Annotated in this window: 14 protein-coding genes; 7 read left to right on the forward strand and 7 right to left on the reverse strand. The window is 62.5% G+C overall.

Translation table 11 applies throughout. The features are described 5' to 3' along the window. A partial coding sequence (locus ACOZKU_RS17820) for an ABC transporter ATP-binding protein (protein WP_421580001.1) occupies positions 1-798 on the forward strand: 798 nt, incomplete at its 5' end. Positions 799-856: 58 nt separating this feature from the next. Beyond that, positions 857-2,044: an L-2-hydroxyglutarate oxidase gene (lhgO, locus tag ACOZKU_RS17825; protein ID WP_421580019.1), complete on the forward strand. Its 1,188-nt coding sequence runs from the start codon at positions 857-859 to the stop codon at positions 2,042-2,044. 23 nt (positions 2,045-2,067) lie between these two features. Here the strand turns inward: lhgO and ACOZKU_RS17830 are convergent, their stop codons facing one another. Then, positions 2,068-4,119 carry a bifunctional aldolase/short-chain dehydrogenase gene (locus ACOZKU_RS17830; protein WP_421580002.1) on the reverse strand — a complete coding sequence of 684 codons (2,052 nt, stop codon included), beginning with the start codon at positions 4,117-4,119 and terminating at the stop codon, positions 2,068-2,070. A gap of 185 nt (positions 4,120-4,304) precedes the next feature. On the opposite strand from ACOZKU_RS17830, the gene ACOZKU_RS17835 reads away from it, so the two are divergent. Continuing rightward, complete coding sequence (locus tag ACOZKU_RS17835) at positions 4,305-5,285, forward strand: sugar-binding transcriptional regulator (RefSeq protein ID WP_421580003.1); 981 nt, start codon at positions 4,305-4,307, stop codon at positions 5,283-5,285. Between the two features lie 32 nt (positions 5,286-5,317). On the opposite strand, the gene ACOZKU_RS17840 is transcribed toward ACOZKU_RS17835, so the two are convergent. The 5 genes from ACOZKU_RS17840 to ACOZKU_RS17860 form a co-directional block, all read right to left on the reverse strand. Then, positions 5,318-6,265 carry a sugar kinase gene (locus ACOZKU_RS17840; protein WP_314094348.1) on the reverse strand — a complete coding sequence of 316 codons (948 nt, stop codon included), beginning with the start codon at positions 6,263-6,265 and terminating at the stop codon, positions 5,318-5,320. Between the two features lie 25 nt (positions 6,266-6,290). Beyond that, entirely contained in the window at positions 6,291-7,322 is a 1,032-nt protein-coding gene (locus ACOZKU_RS17845; RefSeq protein WP_421580004.1) for an ABC transporter permease, read from the reverse strand. After that, positions 7,322-8,890 carry a sugar ABC transporter ATP-binding protein gene (locus ACOZKU_RS17850; protein ID WP_421580005.1) on the reverse strand — a complete coding sequence of 523 codons (1,569 nt, stop codon included), beginning with the start codon at positions 8,888-8,890 and terminating at the stop codon, positions 7,322-7,324. The genes ACOZKU_RS17845 and ACOZKU_RS17850 overlap by 1 nt, the downstream gene beginning before the upstream one ends. 80 nt (positions 8,891-8,970) lie before the next feature. Then, positions 8,971-9,969 (reverse strand): autoinducer 2 ABC transporter substrate-binding protein, encoded by a 999-nt coding sequence (locus tag ACOZKU_RS17855; protein ID WP_314094355.1) that lies wholly within the window; start codon positions 9,967-9,969, stop codon positions 8,971-8,973. A gap of 121 nt (positions 9,970-10,090) precedes the next feature. After that, complete coding sequence (locus ACOZKU_RS17860; RefSeq protein WP_421580006.1) at positions 10,091-11,074, reverse strand: ABC transporter permease; 984 nt, start codon at positions 11,072-11,074, stop codon at positions 10,091-10,093. Between the two features lie 536 nt (positions 11,075-11,610). Here ACOZKU_RS17860 and ACOZKU_RS17865 point away from each other — a divergent pair. The 4 genes from ACOZKU_RS17865 to dhaL (ACOZKU_RS17880) all read left to right on the forward strand — a co-directional run bounded on the left by ACOZKU_RS17865 (position 11,611) and on the right by dhaL (ACOZKU_RS17880) (position 16,185). After that, the gene (locus ACOZKU_RS17865) at positions 11,611-12,603 is read left to right on the forward strand and encodes a dihydroxyacetone kinase subunit DhaK (RefSeq protein ID WP_421580007.1); all 993 of its coding nucleotides are present in this window, start codon (positions 11,611-11,613) and stop codon (positions 12,601-12,603) included. A gap of 14 nt (positions 12,604-12,617) precedes the next feature. Next, positions 12,618-13,259, forward strand: a complete 642-nt coding sequence (gene dhaL, locus ACOZKU_RS17870; protein WP_421580008.1) for a dihydroxyacetone kinase subunit DhaL — start codon at positions 12,618-12,620, stop codon at positions 13,257-13,259. Positions 13,260-13,395: 136 nt separating this feature from the next. Then, the gene (locus ACOZKU_RS17875; RefSeq protein ID WP_421580009.1) at positions 13,396-15,513 is read left to right on the forward strand and encodes a bifunctional sugar-binding transcriptional regulator/dihydroxyacetone kinase subunit DhaK; all 2,118 of its coding nucleotides are present in this window, start codon (positions 13,396-13,398) and stop codon (positions 15,511-15,513) included. 27 nt (positions 15,514-15,540) lie between these two features. Continuing rightward, positions 15,541-16,185: a dihydroxyacetone kinase subunit DhaL gene (dhaL, locus tag ACOZKU_RS17880; protein WP_421580010.1), complete on the forward strand. Its 645-nt coding sequence runs from the start codon at positions 15,541-15,543 to the stop codon at positions 16,183-16,185. 104 nt (positions 16,186-16,289) lie between these two features. Here the strand turns inward: dhaL (ACOZKU_RS17880) and ACOZKU_RS17885 are convergent, their stop codons facing one another. Then, positions 16,290-16,877, reverse strand: a complete 588-nt coding sequence (locus tag ACOZKU_RS17885) for a DJ-1/PfpI family protein (protein ID WP_314094365.1) — start codon at positions 16,875-16,877, stop codon at positions 16,290-16,292. Between the last annotated feature and the right edge of the window lie 30 nt (positions 16,878-16,907).

A 16,907-nucleotide genomic window follows, 5' to 3' on the forward strand; every position in this document is an offset into this window, starting at 1 on the left:
CGCATCGCCGGCGAGAGCAAGGAGGAGATCGACCGCCGCGTGCGCTCGGCCGGCGAAATCCTCCAGCTCACGAAATATCTCGACCGCCTGCCCAAGGCGCTCTCGGGCGGCCAGCGCCAGCGCGTCGCCATCGGCCGCGCCATCTGCCGCAATCCGAAGGTCTTCCTGTTCGACGAGCCCCTGTCGAACCTCGATGCGGCCTTGCGCGTCGCGACCCGCATCGAGATCGCCAAGCTCAATGAGCAGATGGCTGATACGACGATGATCTACGTGACACACGACCAGGTGGAGGCGATGACGCTCGCCGACCGCATCGTCGTGCTCTCGGCCGGTCATATCGAGCAGGTCGGCCCGCCGCTGGAGCTCTACGAGCGACCGGCCAACCTGTTCGTCGCCCGCTTCATCGGCTCACCGGCGATGAACATCATCCCGGCGAAGATCACGGCGGCCGGTGCCGCGACCTCGGTCGAGCTGACGGGCGGCCGCGTCTCCAGCGTCGATATCCCGACGGCCGCCTCCGAAGTCGGCAAGACCGCAAGCTTCGGCGTGCGGCCGGAGGACCTGCAGATCACGACAGGCGAGGATTTTCTCTTCGAAGGCACGGTGTCGATCGTCGAGGCGCTCGGCGAGGTGACGCTGCTCTATATCGACGGCCTCGTTGCCAACGAGCCGATCATCGCCAAGATCCCCGGCATCCTCGATGTCAAGCGTGGCGAGAAGGTGCGCTTCACGGCAGACAAGACCAAGTTGCACCTGTTCAATGCGGCAGGGCGGAGCTATCTGCTTGCCCCCGCTTGAGGCAATGTAAACACGCGGTGGCAAGGATGAGGCGCGAGAATCGAGAGCGTTTGGCATGATCTTCGACTACTGCGTTATCGGAGGTGGTATTGTCGGCCTCGCAACTGCCATGCGGCTTCTCGAAACCATGCCGGGCAGCAGTCTCGTTGTCCTTGAAAAGGAAAATCAGCTCGCGAAGCATCAGACCGGGCACAACAGCGGCGTCATCCATGCCGGCATCTACTACCCGCCGGGCAGCCTGAAAGCAGAGCTTTGCCGCAAGGGCGCTGTGGCAACCAAAACATTCTGTGCTGAAAATGGCATCCGTTTCGATGTTTGCGGCAAGCTCCTCGTCGCGACATCCGCTGCCGAAGTTGTGAGAATGGAGGCACTCTACGAACGCTCGAGACAAAACGGCATCGAGGTTGCAAGGGTTGGTGCCGAGGAATTGAAAGAGCGGGAACCGAATGTCCGTGGTCTGGGCGCACTTCTCGTTCCCTCGACCGGCATCGTCGATTATTCCGAAATATGCCGCGCCATGGGCCGTCGTGTCGAAGCCCTGGGCGGCGAAATCCACTTGTCGACCCGGGTATCCGGCATCCGCGAGACAGAAGTCGCCGTCGATATAGATTGCGAAGGCAAGCGCTGGCAGGCGAAAAAACTAATCGTGTGCGGCGGGCTGCAATCGGACCGGCTGGCGATGTCGGCCGGCCTGTCGATCGACCATCGCATCATCCCCTTTCGCGGCGAATACTATCGCCTCCCTCCCGACAAGAACGCCATCGTCCGCCACCTCATATACCCCATCCCCGACCCGGCCTTGCCGTTTCTGGGTATACATCTCACGCGCATGATCGATGGCGGCGTGACGGTTGGGCCGAATGCGGTCATCGGTTTTGCGCGCGAGGGGTATCCGCGCCTTTCCGTCGATCTTTCCGACACGGTCGATATCATGCGCTTTCCCGGCTTCTGGAAAACCGCGTTTTCTCATCGAAAGTCGGCCCTTCAGGAATTCCGAAACTCCTTCTGGAAGGCCGGATATCTGAAGGAATGCCAGAAGTATTGCCCAAGCCTCGACCTGAGCGACCTTCTTCCGTATGAGGCCGGTATCCGCGCGCAAGCGGTGCACAAGGACGGCACCCTGATCCACGACTTCCTTTTCGCCAAAACGGACCGGATGCTGCATGTCTGCAACGCCCCGTCCCCCGCGGCCACTTCGGCCTTGCCGATCGCAGAAATGATCATCGCGCGCATGGCGGCCCGCTAGGCAGGCAGCCGAAAGCCCGTCGGCTATCGCATCATCGCCGGCACATTGCCGCCATCGACCGTGATCACGGCCCCTGTCGAGGTGCGGGCCGTGGCAAGGTGAAGGACAGCATTGGCGACGTCGTTTGCGGTGACCTCACGCTGAAGCAGGTTGCCGCGCATGTAGACCTCGGGTGTGACGCCGCGTGCTTGGGCCCGCTCCTCGACCATTGCATCGGTCATGAGGCGCGTTCTGATCCGGTCGGGATTGACGGCGTTGACCGTAATCCCGTCCGCGGCATGTTCCAGTGCATATTGGCGCATCAACGCCATCAAGGCCGCCTTGGAGGTGCCATAGGGGCCAAAGTCCGATCCCGGATTGACCGCCTGTTTGCTGACATTGAAAACGATCGAACCACCGGTCTTCTGCTTGCGCATCACGTTCACCGCTGCGCGAGCGATATAGTGGTGGCTCCAGAAATTCAGGTCGAAGGCGGCCTTGAAAGTGCTGTCTGCAACATCGAGCAGTGCGCCCTGGAAAGCCGCTCCGGCATTGGAGACCAGAATATCGATCCCGCCATAGGTCTCGGCCACCTTTGCGATCGCGTCAACGGCCGCTTTCTCATCCGTCAGGTCGCAGGCAACCGCAAGCGCGCCGAGACGCCGCGCCTCGCTCTCGGCACGGTCGGCGTCGACATCGATCAGGGCAACTTCCGCGCCCTGTGCCCGGAGCGCTTCCGCGACCGCAAGCCCGAGGCCGCCGGCTCCGCCGGTGACAACCGCGACCTGGCGTGTCAGGGGCTTCTCGACCTGCTTGGCCAGCTTTACCTGCTCCAGAGACCAATATTCGATATCGAACAGGTCTTCTTCGGAAAGCGCCTCGAACCTGTCGATCCCCTCGGCGCCTCGGATAACCTCGATGGTGGCTTCGGCAACGTCGGCGCATATCCGCGCCGCCTTCTGCGTCGGGCCAGCAGCAAACAGGCCGATACCCTCTATGTAGAAGACACGCGGCATTGGATCGAGCATTGTCTTGCCGCCGCCGCAACGGGCATTGTTGCGCTCGAAATAGGCCTTGTAGTCGGAGATGTAGGCCGAGACCGCAGCCGTCACTTTCTCGCCCCACGTTTCAAGCTCGTTGGCCTGCGGCGCCGGAAGCGCGATGCCAAACCGCTTGATATGGATGACATGTTCGGGCGTCGCATTCCCGCGTCGAACGAGATCCGCGACATTCGGCGCGCCGCAGAAATCCAGGATGCGATCGTTGGCGCGATGTTCGAGCACGAAGCGCCGGAAACGCCCGTCCTCCGGTCCCGGCAGCGCGATCGCGCCGCGCAGGATCGGCGCGATATCGGAAACGGATGCAAGCGACTCCGCCTTTGCAACGAAGCGTCCGAACGGAGAGGTTTCGCCCTCGGCAATGCGCTTTTCCGCCCGGTCAATGGCCGCGATCATGTTCTCGTAAGCTTCGCGCGGATCGTCTGACCAGGTGAAGATGCCATGCTTCAACAGGATCATGCCGGGTGCATCCGGTCGCTTGGAAAACGCTTCGAGGCAGGCCTTTGAAAGATCGAAGCCCGGCATCACATAGGGCACGATGATCATCTCGGGAAACAGGTCGCGGATGATTGCTTCGCCCTTCGGCTGGTTGGTCAGGGCGACGATCGCATTGGCATGGGTGTGATCGACATGCTTGAACGGCAGGATGGCGTGAAGGATTGCCTCGACCGACGGGTTGGGTGCAGCAGGGTCGAGCAGAAGACGACGCTGTAGCATGACCATATCGTCATCGCTCAGCGTCTCGTACGAAACCATGGCCTTCAGCGGCGCAAGGCGGAGCGCGGGAAGACCCGCGGGCTCGATCTTGCCCATGTCCCAGCCGCTGCCCTTGACGCAAAGAACCTCGACCGGCGTACCGTCATGATCGATCAGCGTGGTCTTGACCGACGTATTGCCACCCCCATGCAGCACCAGCTGCGGCACCGAGCCGAGAAGGCGTGTCGTGTAGGTGCGGATTGCAACGTCACGGTCGACGCCTGCCTGCTCATAGGCACCGACGACTGCATCAAACTCCGCTTGCGACCATTTCGACTGCATAAGAACTCCCTTGCGGGCGACATGTGCGCCCTGTCAGCGGGGCAAAGCCGCAACGCGCCATCCCCAAATTAGCTCGAGTTACAATTGCCATCATATTATGACATTAGTCAATGCGCCATATCGCATGGTTGATCGACTCCGCAATTCGTGTCAGTCAATCGCAGAGACCTCACTGGAAACGCTTCATGAAACGGGACGACCTCGCGCCGACTGCGCAACCAACTCCGGCGGAATTCGACGACGCCGTCGTGTGGGCGACGTGGCTCTATTACGAGGATCAACTCACCCAGAACGAGATCGCCAAACTTCTGGGCGTTTCGCGTGCGACCATCGTCAATTACCTCCAGGAAGCACGCAAACGCGGGATCGTCCGCATCCTGATGAATGCGGAGGTCGCCACGCGCACGGACATTTCCCGCAGGCTTGCGGAAAAGTACGGCCTCGAACAGGTCATGGTGCTTCCAGGTACGGAGGAGAAAAGCCAGACAGCGATGCTCAAGGCGCTCGGCGCCGGCGGCGCCCGCCTGATCGAACGCCTGACGAAGCCCGGCGATACGATCTGCGTTTCCTGGGGACAGACGGTTCTCGCCGTCGCGGAAGCCCTCGAACTGCCGCGTCCGCTCGACGGGCTGAGCGTGGTGCAGGTCACCGGCGCATCGACCGGCAACAAGGCATTCTCGGCTGAATTCTGCACCGCCATCATGGCGCGCAATATGGGCGCCGTCAGCGTCAATATGGTGGCTCCCGCGGTGTTGAGTTCGGCAGGATTGCGGGATGCGCTGATGGCCGAACCGGTGCTGCGCCGCCAGTTCGAACGCATAGGCCAGGCCGATCTGATCGTCTTCGGCGTCGGCGCGCTTGGACCCGACAGCACGATGCGCATCGCCGACGTCACAGACAATACCGAGATCGATGCATATGCCGCAGAAGGCGCGGTCGCGGTGCTCATATGCCGGTTCCTCGACAATGCGGGCCAGCAGATCACCCGCGATTTCGACAGTCGGGTCATCGGCATCGAGCTTGACGAGTTGCGCAGACTGCCGCGCCGCCTGTGCGTGGCCGGCGGCGCCAACAAGACGGACGCGATCCGCGCCGTCCTGAAGGGTGGTTATGCCACCCATCTCGTCACCGATATGGCGTCTGCCGAGCAGCTGCTGCAAGGCTAGGGCGACGGCAGGCGCCGCCCTATGAGCCGCTGTCATGCAGCCTTGCGCGGCGCGCTGTTCATGAAGGCCAGCGTTTCATCGAACGAGCGGATGCCCGCATCCGAACCCAGACCGGTGGCGACGAGCGCGGCACTCGCCTGCGCAAAATTCAGCGCGGTGATCAGGTCCATCTTGTGGTGAAGCGCCGTGATGTAGCCGGCATCGAAGGCGTCGCCGCAGCCGGTCGTGTCGACCACCTCGATTTCGAAAGCCCGCTCGCGCACGACGGCGCCCGCCGCATCCATGAAGCAGACGCCATCTCCCCCGAGCGTGAAGACGCAATGCTTCACACCGCGATCGAGGAAGAACCGCCCCGCGCTTTCGACATCGGCCGCACCGGAAATCTGCTTTGCCTCCTCGATGGACGGCATGAAATAATCGATATGCGGGAACAGCGGCTCGATGAGGCCGAGCGTACCGTCATTGGCGCCGAGCAGGTCGAAGGTCGTAATGCGCCCACGTTCCTTGGCTGCGGCGAGCAGCCTGCGGCTCGGTTCGCCGTCGAGTTTTGCCAGAAGCCCCGTACCGCCGAGATGCACGATCGGCGCGGCCAGCACCGCATCGAGGCGCTCGGCAGGAACGTCGAAATGGTCGGATGCGCCGCGGGCATGAAGCGCAGGACGATCGCCGTTGCGGCGAATGTTCAGGATGGTGGCTGACGTCGGCACGCCCTTGAGACGCTGCATTTCCGTGGTATCGACACCGAAGCGCTGCAAGGTGGCCAGAACGAAATCGGCCTTTTCATCCTCACCCACGGCGCCGACCGCCAGGCAATTCAGTCCGAGCTTCGCCAGATCGACGACCGTTCCACCCGCCGTGCCGGCAACGGTCAGACGGATTTCGTCGATGAAATCGACATTGCCGCCCTCCGGTATCGCATCGACCGGCCGGCCGAGCACGTCCAGAATGTAAAGCCCGACGACGGAAACATCATGAGCCACGAAAACCTCCCATTTTCAAATATGTTCACCCGCGGTTGCGCAGTGTGAAGATCGTGCCGGCGATAAGGATGAACAGGCCGACGATAAAGAGCTGCAACGTGCTGGGAATGCCGACGAAGATCAGGACGTTGCTGACGAGGGTGATGAGCAGCACACCGAGGAGCGTCCCGACCACCGAGCCGGATCCGCCCGTGATGCGCGCACCGCCCAGCACCACCGCCGCGATGATTTCGAGCTCCATGCCGGCGAGATCGAAGGGGTTCGCCAGCCGGTTGCTCGCGACATGGACGACACCGGCGACGCCGGCCAGCAGGCCCGCATAGGCGAAGACGAAGACGCGCACGGTGAACAGCTTGATGCCGAGCCGCTCGGCGATCTGCGGGTTGCCGCCGACCGCAAAGATGGCACGCCCCATCAGGGTCCGCTCGAGGATGAACCACGTCACGAGGGCGGCGACGGCAAGCACCAGCACCGTTGCCGGCAAGGCCGAGGCGACCCCATTCGACGAGACATGCGTGTAAAGCGATGCCTTGCCCAGGCTGTCCATCGCCGCCGGAATGTTCATGAACAGCGCGGTGCCGACAAAAGTCAGCAGGAAGCTGCGATAGACGTATTGCGTGCCGATCGTGACGATGAGCGATGGCGCGCTGAGCTTGTGAACCAGAAGGCCATTCAGCGCGCCGAGCCCTGCACCGCCGGCTGCGGCGATGACGAGAATGGCCACCAGCGGCATGCCCGGCGCAACATTGATGACGAGCATCGTCAGCGCATACATGACGAATGCGGCAATGGCGGTGAACGAGACGTCGATACCGCCGGCTGCCAGAACGACCAGCACGCCCATCGCGAACAGACCACGCACGACGGAGGCGCGCAGGATATCCACCAGATTGCTCATCTGCAGGAAATCGGGATTGGCGATGATGACGACAACGCATGTCGCCACCACGAGCATGAGCGTGAACAGTTCCGGGCGCGCACCCAGAATGTCCCACAATCGCCGACCGAGGCTCCGTTGCTGATCCCTTACACCGGAAACGGAAATCGCGTCGCTCATCAGATAGTTTCCTTCGTATGTCCGGCCATGGCGCGGTAGATGCTGTCCTCATCGAGGGACACGGCACTGTCGTCGGAAATGATCCGGCCCTGGCGCATGATGAGGATGCGGTCGCAGTTCTGCAGCAATTCGGGCAGGTCGTCGCTGATGATGATGACCGACATGCCGCCGTCGGCGAGCCGCTGGATGATGCGGAAGATCGTGTCCTTCGACCCGACATCCACCCCAACCGTCGGGCCATGCAGGATCAACAGCCGCGGATCGATCGTCAGCCAGCGGCCGATGAGGACGCGCTGCTGATTGCCACCCGAAAGGGACTGGACCGGCGCGGAGACGTCGGGCGCGACGATCTGGAGGTCGCGCACGCTTTCCTCGGCGGTGCGGCGCGCCCGGCCGGCGCTGATGATGCCGAAGGCATTCTTCAGGCGATCCAGGATCGGCAGCGTGATGTTGTCCTGGATCGGTTTTTCCAGGAACAGGCCTTCGGTCAGCCGGTCTTCCGGCACGTAACCGATGCCGTGGCCGATCGCTTCAGCCGCCGACTGTGGCGCAATCGTCTTGCCGTCCAGCCGGATCGTGCCATGGGAGGCGGGGGACACGCCGGCCAGCGCGAGTGCAAGCTCGTTCCGGCCGGAATCGAGCAGGCCGGTAATGCCGAGAATTTCGCCACGACGGACTTCAAAACTCGCATCCGCAAACGCGGTGCCCTTGGAAAGGCCGTCTACCTTCAGCAGCACATCACCCAGTTTCGGATCGGTGCGGTAGCGCGTCTCGCTGATTTCGCGCCCGGTCATCCAATGGCTGAACTCGGCCTTGCTGTGCGTAGCGACGTCCAGCTCGGTCACCTTCACGCCATCACGCATGATGACGGCTCGCCCGCCGATCTGCTTGCATTCGTCGAGCTTGTGCGTGACGAAGAGCACGGCAACACCGCGCTCCTGAAGGCGCGCGACGACCTTGATCAGGTTCTCGACCTCCTGCCGGGTGAGCGAGGTGGTCGGCTCGTCCATGATCACCAGCCGCGCATCGGATGCGATGGCCCGCGCGATGGCGACGAGCTGGCGGGTGGCGAGCGGCAGCGTATCCGTGCGCCGCGTCAGAAAGCTGCGGTCCGTCGGCAGATGGACGTCTGCCAGCGCCCGGCGCGCCGTCGCGTGCAGCGTGGCAAGATCGAGGCGCCGGGCAAGGCGCCCGGAAGACGCCACAAGCTGCTCCGTGAAGGCAACGTTTTCGGCGACCGAAAGATTGGGAAGCAGGGAGAGATCCTGATAGACCGTCTCGATACCGGCGCCCAAAGCGCCGATCGCGCCGAGATCGCCGGCAACGGCACCGGCCGGCTTGCCGTCTATCAGGATTTCACCCTCGTCGGCCTTTTGAGCACCCGAGAGGATCTTGATCAGCGTGCTCTTGCCGCAGCCGTTCTCTCCCATCAGATGGTAGATCTTGCCGGCCTCGATGGTCAGGCTGACATCCTTGAGGGCGCGCACGCCGCCAAAGGATTTTTTGACGTTCCTGATCTCGAGGAAGGGCGGTTTATCGGCCGATGCTGAGGGCGTGACGGCATTCATCGAGAAATCCTGAACGGCTAAGACTGGAAGGCGCGGCAATGCGGACGCGGCGACATGGGCCGCCGCGTCCGTATACGATCTTAGAACGGGTAGTTCTTGTAGTTGGACTTATCGACATCAACCCAGGCCTGGCCCTGGATGATGATGCCCTTGCCCGCACCCTTCGTGACGGTCATCTTGTTGTAGCCGGTCACGCCGAGGTCCATGCCGTCCTTGATCTCTTCGCCCTTCAGGACGAGATCGGCGACCTTGTTCATGACATAGCCGGCATCCTTCGGATCCCAGAAGAAGATCTGGTCCACGGCACCGGTTTCAAGATACGGGCCGGTGTCCTTCGGCAGGCCGAGACCGTAGACGCAGGTCTTGTCCTGAAGACCGGCTTCCTCGACCGCACGGCCGATGCCGATGACGTCGATGGCGGAAGAGCCCTGGAAGCCCTTGATGTCAGGGTACTTGCGCAGGATTTCCTTGGCCTTTTCATAGGCGCGGTTGGCGTCGTTGAAGGATTCGTTCTTCTCGGCAACCAGCTCCATTTCCGGATACTGCTTGGCATTTTCCGCACCGGCATCGACCCACTGGTTGTGCGTGAGGCTGCCGAGCGAGCCGACGAAGCTCGACCACTTGCCGGACTTGCCCATGCACTCGGCCAGCTTTTCGTTGATGCGCGCACCGAAGGCCTTGTTGTCGAAGGCTTCGATGTCGACATCGGTGTTCACGAGGCTGTCGCCTTCGTGGGTGATGACCTTGATGCCGCGCTGGGAAGCACGGCGCAGAACACCTTCGAGAGCCGAGGGGTCCATGGGAACGACGGCGATTGCCGAGACGTTCTTGGCGACCAGGTCTTCGATGATGCGGGTCTGCTGGGCAGCATCCGCCTTCGCCGGGCCGATCTGGCTGGCGTCGACGCCCGGATTGTCCTTGCCATAGGCATCGACACCCTCGTTCATGCGGATGAACCAGTTTTCACCGGTCACCTTCACCACGGTAACGATCGTCGGCTTGTCTTCGGCGTGCGCCGCGCCGATTGCCATGAGGCCTGCCAGCATGGTGCCGGCTGCGAGTTTCGAGATCATGCTCATACGTCTCCTCCGTTTAAGTGAGCAAATTCACGTCTCCCCTCCCCGTCTTGCCTGATGGCAGATGCGGTTATGGGATTTGGTTACCGCGATCGCCCGAGGGGCGATCGCCGCCGGAAACCGGCTAGCGACTGGGCTTGAGCCAGATGCCGAAATTGACGCGCGCCGATGCCAGAAGCATGAGCAGCAGCAGGCCCCAGGCCAGATCCCGGAAGAAGTTCGAGATGTTCATGAAGTTGAACAGGCTGGAGAGGATCTGGAGGGCCGTCGATGCCAGAAGCACGCATATGACCTTGCCGTGACCGCCTTCGGGCTTAACACCGCCGAGAACAGCGATCAGGATGGCGATCAGGACATAGGAGCTGCCGTAGTCCCATTTCACCGACGAATTGCGCGCGGCGATGATGATACCGGCAACCGACGCCAGAACGCCGCAGATCGTATAGGTGACGAGCAGCATACGCCGCTCGTTGATGCCGCCATAGCGGGCCGCTTTTGCATTGCTGCCGAGCAGCATGAGCTGCACGCCGAAGCGCGTGTAGACGAGGCTGAATCCAAGCGCCGCAGCAATGACCAGAAACAGCGCGAAGCAGAGCGGAACACCGAAAACAGGCAGATTGCCGAAGTCGTCGAGCGGCTCGATATAGCCCATGCCGACGGCCGAACCGTTGGTGAGATAGATCGCAAGCCCCGTGAAGAGAAGCTGCGTGCCGAGCGTGGCGATCAGCGGCGTCAGGCCTGCATAGGCGATGATCATCCCGTTGAGAAAACCACCGGCAAGGCCGATCACCAGCGCCAGGGCAGCGAATATCCAGGAAAAGAGCAGCGGATCGTCGGCCACCGGGACAAGCGTTCTGGCAATGCCGAACGCCACGATGCCGGCGAGATTGGCAAGCGCGATGCCGGAGAGGTCGATGCCACCGTTTCCGGACACCATTGCCAGCATCACACCAAGGGCAAGCAAACCAAGCTCGGGAACCTGGGCCGCCATCGACTGCAAATTATAGCTATCGAGGAAACCGCGCCCGGCCAGGAAGGCACCGGCGACCAGGACGAGGCCGTTGATGGCTGCCAGAAAAAGTGTCTGCCGATCCAGTCGCAAACTCATCGCTTATCCTCCTCCATGACCATCCAGCCCGGCCTGCCATGCCTTTATGGCACTTCGCGCGCTAGCAGATCATCACTCCCTGACATGTGTCAGATACATGTAGCACTTGTCAATAGAGCCGATATCACGTCCGCCGAAGACCATCCGGAGCCATTCACAACGCTGAAAAATCAGCCTTTCGAAAGAGGCGGCAGTTCAGGCACTTCGCATCGCGGAATTCGAAACTCTACATATGACAACCGAATTTCGTCATCTGTCATTCTCTTGTGTTGACATTTGTCTAACAAGTTATGTTATTTGTAAACCCGAAATCAGAAAGTTTCGTCGGGGCACCCAGTGGAGGAGCCAATTGCCATGGCGATGCAGGGCAGTCCCGCAGATTGTTTCGATAAGTTTTTCGCGCGGTGCCGCACCGCCGGATCCATTCCGGCGAATGTGGCGGCAAACCTGAAGAGAGGGTGCGCATCCCGTGGGGCGCGCGGTCAAGATTGGGAAATATTCGGGTCTCTTCGACCGCGAAAGTTCAAGGAGTTTTCATGCAGCGTTTCATCAACGATCCCAACCTTGTGGTCGAGGATACCGTCAAAGGCTTCGTCAAGGCCCATTCGGACATCGTGCGCCTAGCGGAAAACCCGCGCGTCGTCGTCGCCAGGGATGCCCCCGTTGCCGGCAAGGTCGGCGTTGTCACGGGCGGTGGTTCGGGCCACGAGCCGGCGTTCATCGGCTATACCGGCAAGAACATGCTGGATGCCGTCGCCGTCGGCGAACTTTTCTCGTCGCCCACCGCAAAAAGCTTCCATGACGCCATCCGCGAAGCCAATGCGGGCAAGGGCGTCGTCGTGCTCTACGGCAACTATGCCGGCGACAACATGAATGTGAAGATGGCGACGAAGCTTGCCGCCAAGGAGGGGATCGAGGTCGCGACCGTCGTTGCCAATGACGACGTCTGCTCCGCTCCTCCGGCCGAGCGCGAGAAGCGCCGCGGCGTGGCCGGCGAGATCTTCATGTGGAAGATGGGCGGCGCCAAGGCCGCGACTGGCGCCAGCCTCGAGGAGGTCCGCGCCACCGCGCAGAAGGCCATCGACAATTGCCGCTCGATTGGCGTCGGTCTCGGTCCCTGCACGCTGCCGGCCGTCGGCCATCCGAATTTCCAGATCGATCCGGGCACGATGGAAGTCGGCATCGGCCACCATGGCGAGCCGGGCGTGCGCGTCGAAAAGCTGAAGACGGCCGAAGAGGTCGCCAAGGACATGGTGAAGATCGTGCTCGACGATCACGACCTGCCGGAGGGCACCGAGGTCGCCGTGCTCGTTTCGGGCCTGGGCGCGACACCGCTCAACGAACTCTACATCCTCAACGATACGATTGAGAGCGAGATTTCGGCGCGCGGCCTGAAGATCGTGAAGACGTGGATCGGCAACTACTTCACCTCGCTGGAAATGGTCGGCGCGACGCTGACCGTCATGGCGCTCGACGACGAACTAAAGACGCTGCTCGACGTCGAGACGCGTTGCACGATCATCCTGTAACGGAGGAAGACAAGATGCAGACTTTCGACAATGCTTCCGCCGGCGCCATCGTTCTGTCGATGGCCGAACGGATCGTCGAGAACCGCGCCTATCTCAGCGAGATCGACGGTAAGATCGGCGACGGCGACCACGGCGTGAACATGGCCAAGGGCTTCGGTATGGCTGCCGAGCGCCTGAAGGGCAAGGACGCCTCGCTCGCCCAGTCTCTCGACACGCTCGGCACCGTTCTGATGACGGAGATCGGCGGCTCGATGGGCCCCCTCTACGGCGTCATGTTCACGGAATTCGCCGAAACCATCGAAGGCACCGAAAAGGTCGATGCCGCAGCCTACAGCAAAATGCTGCATGCCGGCCTCGCCGGTATCCAGTCGATTGGATCGGCCAAGGTCGGCGACAAGACGCTGCTCGACACCCTGGTGCCCGCGGTCGAAGCCTTCGACGCGGCGACGGCGGACGGCAAGTCGTTCGGCGAGGCGCTTGAGGCGCTCGTCGCCGCAGCCGAGGCCGGCCGCGACTCGACCATCAATCTCGTAGCCAAGATCGGCCGGGCCAGCCGCCTGGGTGAACGGTCGCTTGGCGTCCTGGATGCCGGCGCCACCTCCTGCGCCATCATTCTGAAGGAATTGTCGGACGGCGCACGCGTCCGGCTTGCCTGAGACAGGCGCAAAGTTCCTCCCGGGATGCGCGGCCTGTCCATCGTGACGGGTCGCGCACCGCTTTTTTGCCGAGGCATGTTGCAAACCGGCGGCGTTGCTTTCATGGTCGCCGCCTGATGGGGGACCGGCGAAACCGATGGCATTGAAGACTTCCGCACCGCGCAAGGGCGGCCCCGGCCGGGGCAACGGGCCGGAGGGCATCGAGACGATTCCGCTGCGCTATGGCGACGACCCCTATGTCTGGGCCTGCTGGCTTTATTACGAAGACGGCATGACACAGGGCGAGATCGCCGAGGCGATGGGCGTGTCGCGCGCCACCGTCAACAGCTACCTCGCCGACGCCCGCGAAAAGGGCATCGTCAACATCTCCATCGAACCCGCCCGCCTCGCCTCGCTCACCATCGCGCAGGAACTCAAGCGTCATTTCGGCTTGGCCGATTGCCTCGTCGTGCCCAACGACGACGACAGCCGCCCGCTGATCGGCCGGCTCGGGGCCGCCGGCGCGCAGGCGCTCTCCAAGATGATCAAGTCCGGCGATACGATCGCCGTCGCCTGGGGGCGCACGATCCTCTCCGTCGGCGAACATCTGGAGATGGGCGCCTTGCAGGACGTGACGGTCGTGCAGGCCACGGGCGGCACCACCGCAAGTTTCGCCTATACGCCGGAACTGACCACCGCAGCCCTCGCACGGGCGATCTCCGCGCGCTGCGTCAACATCACCGCCCCCGCCGTCGTAGCCTCGGCGCAAATACACGACCTGCTGCTGGCCGAACCCTTGATCCGCGAGCAGTTCGACACGCTGGCGCGCGCCAACCGCATCGTCTTCGGCATCTCGTCGCTGCGCCCCAATTCGACGATCCACACCAGCGGCTTCTTCGAATCCGTGCCGCTTCAGCATTATCTCGCCAAGGGTGCCGCCGGCGTTCTCGCCGGCCGGTTCATCGACGAGCGCGGCCGCCCGGTCGCCGGCCCGCTCGACGATCGCACCATCGGCATCTCGCTCGAAATGCTGCGCGCCATCGGCACCCGTGTCGCCGTGGCCGGCGGCTTCGACAAGGTCCCGGCGCTGCTTGCGGCGCTGCGCGGCGGCTATGCCAATGTGCTGGTCACGGATGCGGCGACGGGTGCTGGCATCCTGCGCGCCGATGGTGTCACCAGCCTCGACGGCAAGCTCCTGCAGCGCCAGAAAAGTACGCCCGTCGCCAATAGCTACCGCACCCACGTCAAGAAATTCCTCAACAATCCCAATGATGTGGTTGAGGAGATGCTGGACGGCCTGATCGCCTCGCACAAGGCGTATCTGCAAACGGTCGGGAATTCTCGCCGCGCTCTCGTCGCGCGCGACGGCCCGCGGCCCGGCAAGGTGGGTCTCGTCATCGGCGGCGGCACGGGGCATGAACCCTGCTTCGTCGGCTATGTCGGCAAGGGGCTTGCCGATGCGGTGGCGCTTGGCAATATCTTCTCCTCGCCCCCGCCGGACCCCATCGTCAAATGCGCCGTGGCGGCCTCCGGCGGCGCAGGCGTGCTGTTTGTCTACGGCAACTATGCCGGTGACGTGATGAATTTCGAGATGGCCGCCGAGCTTGCCGAAGAACAGGGTATCCCGATCCGCACAGTGCTGACGACCGACGACATCGCCTCGTCGCCCGTCGAGGACAAGGAAGGGCGGCGCGGCGTCGCCGGCAATTTCTTCGTCTTCAAGGTGGCCGGCGCGGCCTGCGATCTCGGCATGACGCTCGGCGAATGCGAGGCCATCACCCGCAAGGCGAATGACCGCACCTATACGGTCGGCGTCGCACTCGAATCCTGCTCCATGCCGCAGACGCGGCGGCACAATTTCGAGATCGGCCCCGACGACATGGAACTCGGCATGGGCATCCATGGCGAGCCCGGCGTGTCGCGCGAGCGCGTGCGCACCGCCGACGAGATCGTCGATGCGATCATGGACAATATCTTCAAGGAGATGAAAGCCGAGCCCGGCGACAAGGTGGCGGTTCTCGTCAACTCCTTCGGCGCCACGCCGCTGATGGAGCTCTACATCCTCTATCGCCGGGTCGAACAGCGGCTCGCCGCCAAGAACATCGAAATCGACGCGAACTGGGTGGGGCATTACTGCACCTCGCTCGACATGGTGGGCGCCTCGATCTCGATTCTGCATCTCGACCGCCAGTTGACCGATCTGCTGCACCATCCATGCCAGACGGCGATCCTGACCATCAATGCGCCGGAGACGGACAAAGCGGCAAAGGGCTGACGCCGCTTGCGTCCAAGGGAGGAAGACATGTCGGAAACTGCCGCACGCGTGCTGGCCCGGATGTTCGAACGGATGGCCGACGTCATCGAGGCGGAAAAGGATCACCTTTCCGAACTGGACGGCGCCATCGGCGATGGTGACCATGGCATCACCATGTCGATCGGCTTCAAGGCGGTGACGGCGGCATTGGCCGCGCTTGATCTCGACGCCGCGAGCCCTTCCGATGTGATGTCGACCGCGGCGAGCGGCTTTCTCGATGCCGTCGGCGCCTCCACCGGCCCACTTTATGCAACGGGCTTCCGCCGCGCCGCTCAAGCGCTTGCCGGCTGCAACCAATTGGACCTTTCAGCCTTCCGCGACATGCTGGTCGCTATTTCTGAAGGCATCCGCGATCGCGGCAAGGCGCAGCGTGGCGACAAGACGATGCTCGACGTCTGGCTGCCTGCCGCAGAAGCCGCGACAGCAGCGGTCGCCAACAATCGTTCGGCATTGGATTTTTGGCGAGACGTTCGGACCGCTGCCGAAAACGGCGCGGCCGCGACCGCCACCATGATCGCCACGAAGGGCCGGGCCGCCCGCTTGCGCGAGCGCTCGCTCGGCCATGCAGACCCCGGCGCGGTATCCGCAGCACTGCTGGTCAAAACGATAGCCAGCGCTCAAGTCTTTGAGTAGGTCAGACCGCCAAGCCTGGTTCGACACGGCGTTGCCTTCGCATTCTATCCGTGGATGCCCCCGCATCGGGATGCGAGGGCGGATCAACGCGCATCGTGCAAAGATCAGGTGTGCGTGATCTTCGTTCCCAGCACATTGAGGCATTCGCGCATGAAAGCGGCAAGCCCGGTCCAGCCTTTCGCCGAAACCATATTGCCATCGACATATGCCTCGGTGGGCTTCACGTCGATGTAGATGCCGCCGACGGCCGTCACTTCGGGCTCGCAGGCGCCGAGGCCGGCAACCTTTTTACCCTTCAGCACGCCGGGCACGGCCATCAGGATCTGCACGCCGTGGCAGATGGTGAAGATCGGCTTGCCGGTCTCGTGGAAATGGCGAACCATGTCCTGGACGCGCTTGTCGGTGCGAATGTATTCCGGACCGCGGCCGCCCGCCGCATAGACCGCATCGTATTCTTCGACCCGGACCTCGGAAAACGTCTTGTTGATATCGGCATAGTGGCCGAGCTTTTCCGTATAGGTCTGGTCACCTTCGAAATCGTGCAGCGAGGTCTTGATGCGGTCACCGGCCTTCTTGTCCGGGCAGACGACATGCACCGTATGGCCGACAGCCTCCATCCCCTGCTGGTAAACGTAGATTTCGTATTCCTCGGTGAATTCGCCGGTCAGCATGAGGATTTTCTTGCCGCTCATGTCTTGTCTCCTGTGTCGTATGTTGGGTGG

This window comes from Shinella sp. M31, from assembly GCF_049199205.1.
Taxonomy (GTDB): Bacteria; Pseudomonadota; Alphaproteobacteria; order Rhizobiales; family Rhizobiaceae; genus Shinella.

What these genes read in the sequence shown, in the direction of transcription:
- dhaL (WP_421580010.1), top strand. Translation starts at nt 15,541, where the DNA reads ATGTCGGAAACTGCCGCACGCGTGCTGGCCCGGATGTTCGAACGGATG.
- ACOZKU_RS17850 (WP_421580005.1), bottom strand. Translation starts at nt 8,890, where the DNA reads ATGAATGCCGTCACGCCCTCAGCATCGGCCGATAAACCGCCCTTCCTC.
- ACOZKU_RS17865 (WP_421580007.1), top strand. Translation starts at nt 11,611, where the DNA reads ATGCAGCGTTTCATCAACGATCCCAACCTTGTGGTCGAGGATACCGTC.
- ACOZKU_RS17855 (WP_314094355.1), bottom strand. Translation starts at nt 9,969, where the DNA reads ATGAGCATGATCTCGAAACTCGCAGCCGGCACCATGCTGGCAGGCCTC.
- ACOZKU_RS17885 (WP_314094365.1), bottom strand. Translation starts at nt 16,877, where the DNA reads ATGAGCGGCAAGAAAATCCTCATGCTGACCGGCGAATTCACCGAGGAA.
- ACOZKU_RS17835 (WP_421580003.1), top strand. Translation starts at nt 4,305, where the DNA reads ATGAAACGGGACGACCTCGCGCCGACTGCGCAACCAACTCCGGCGGAA.
- dhaL (WP_421580008.1), top strand. Translation starts at nt 12,618, where the DNA reads ATGCAGACTTTCGACAATGCTTCCGCCGGCGCCATCGTTCTGTCGATG.
- ACOZKU_RS17875 (WP_421580009.1), top strand. Translation starts at nt 13,396, where the DNA reads ATGGCATTGAAGACTTCCGCACCGCGCAAGGGCGGCCCCGGCCGGGGC.
- ACOZKU_RS17860 (WP_421580006.1), bottom strand. Translation starts at nt 11,074, where the DNA reads ATGAGTTTGCGACTGGATCGGCAGACACTTTTTCTGGCAGCCATCAAC.
- ACOZKU_RS17830 (WP_421580002.1), bottom strand. Translation starts at nt 4,119, where the DNA reads ATGCAGTCGAAATGGTCGCAAGCGGAGTTTGATGCAGTCGTCGGTGCC.
- ACOZKU_RS17845 (WP_421580004.1), bottom strand. Translation starts at nt 7,322, where the DNA reads ATGAGCGACGCGATTTCCGTTTCCGGTGTAAGGGATCAGCAACGGAGC.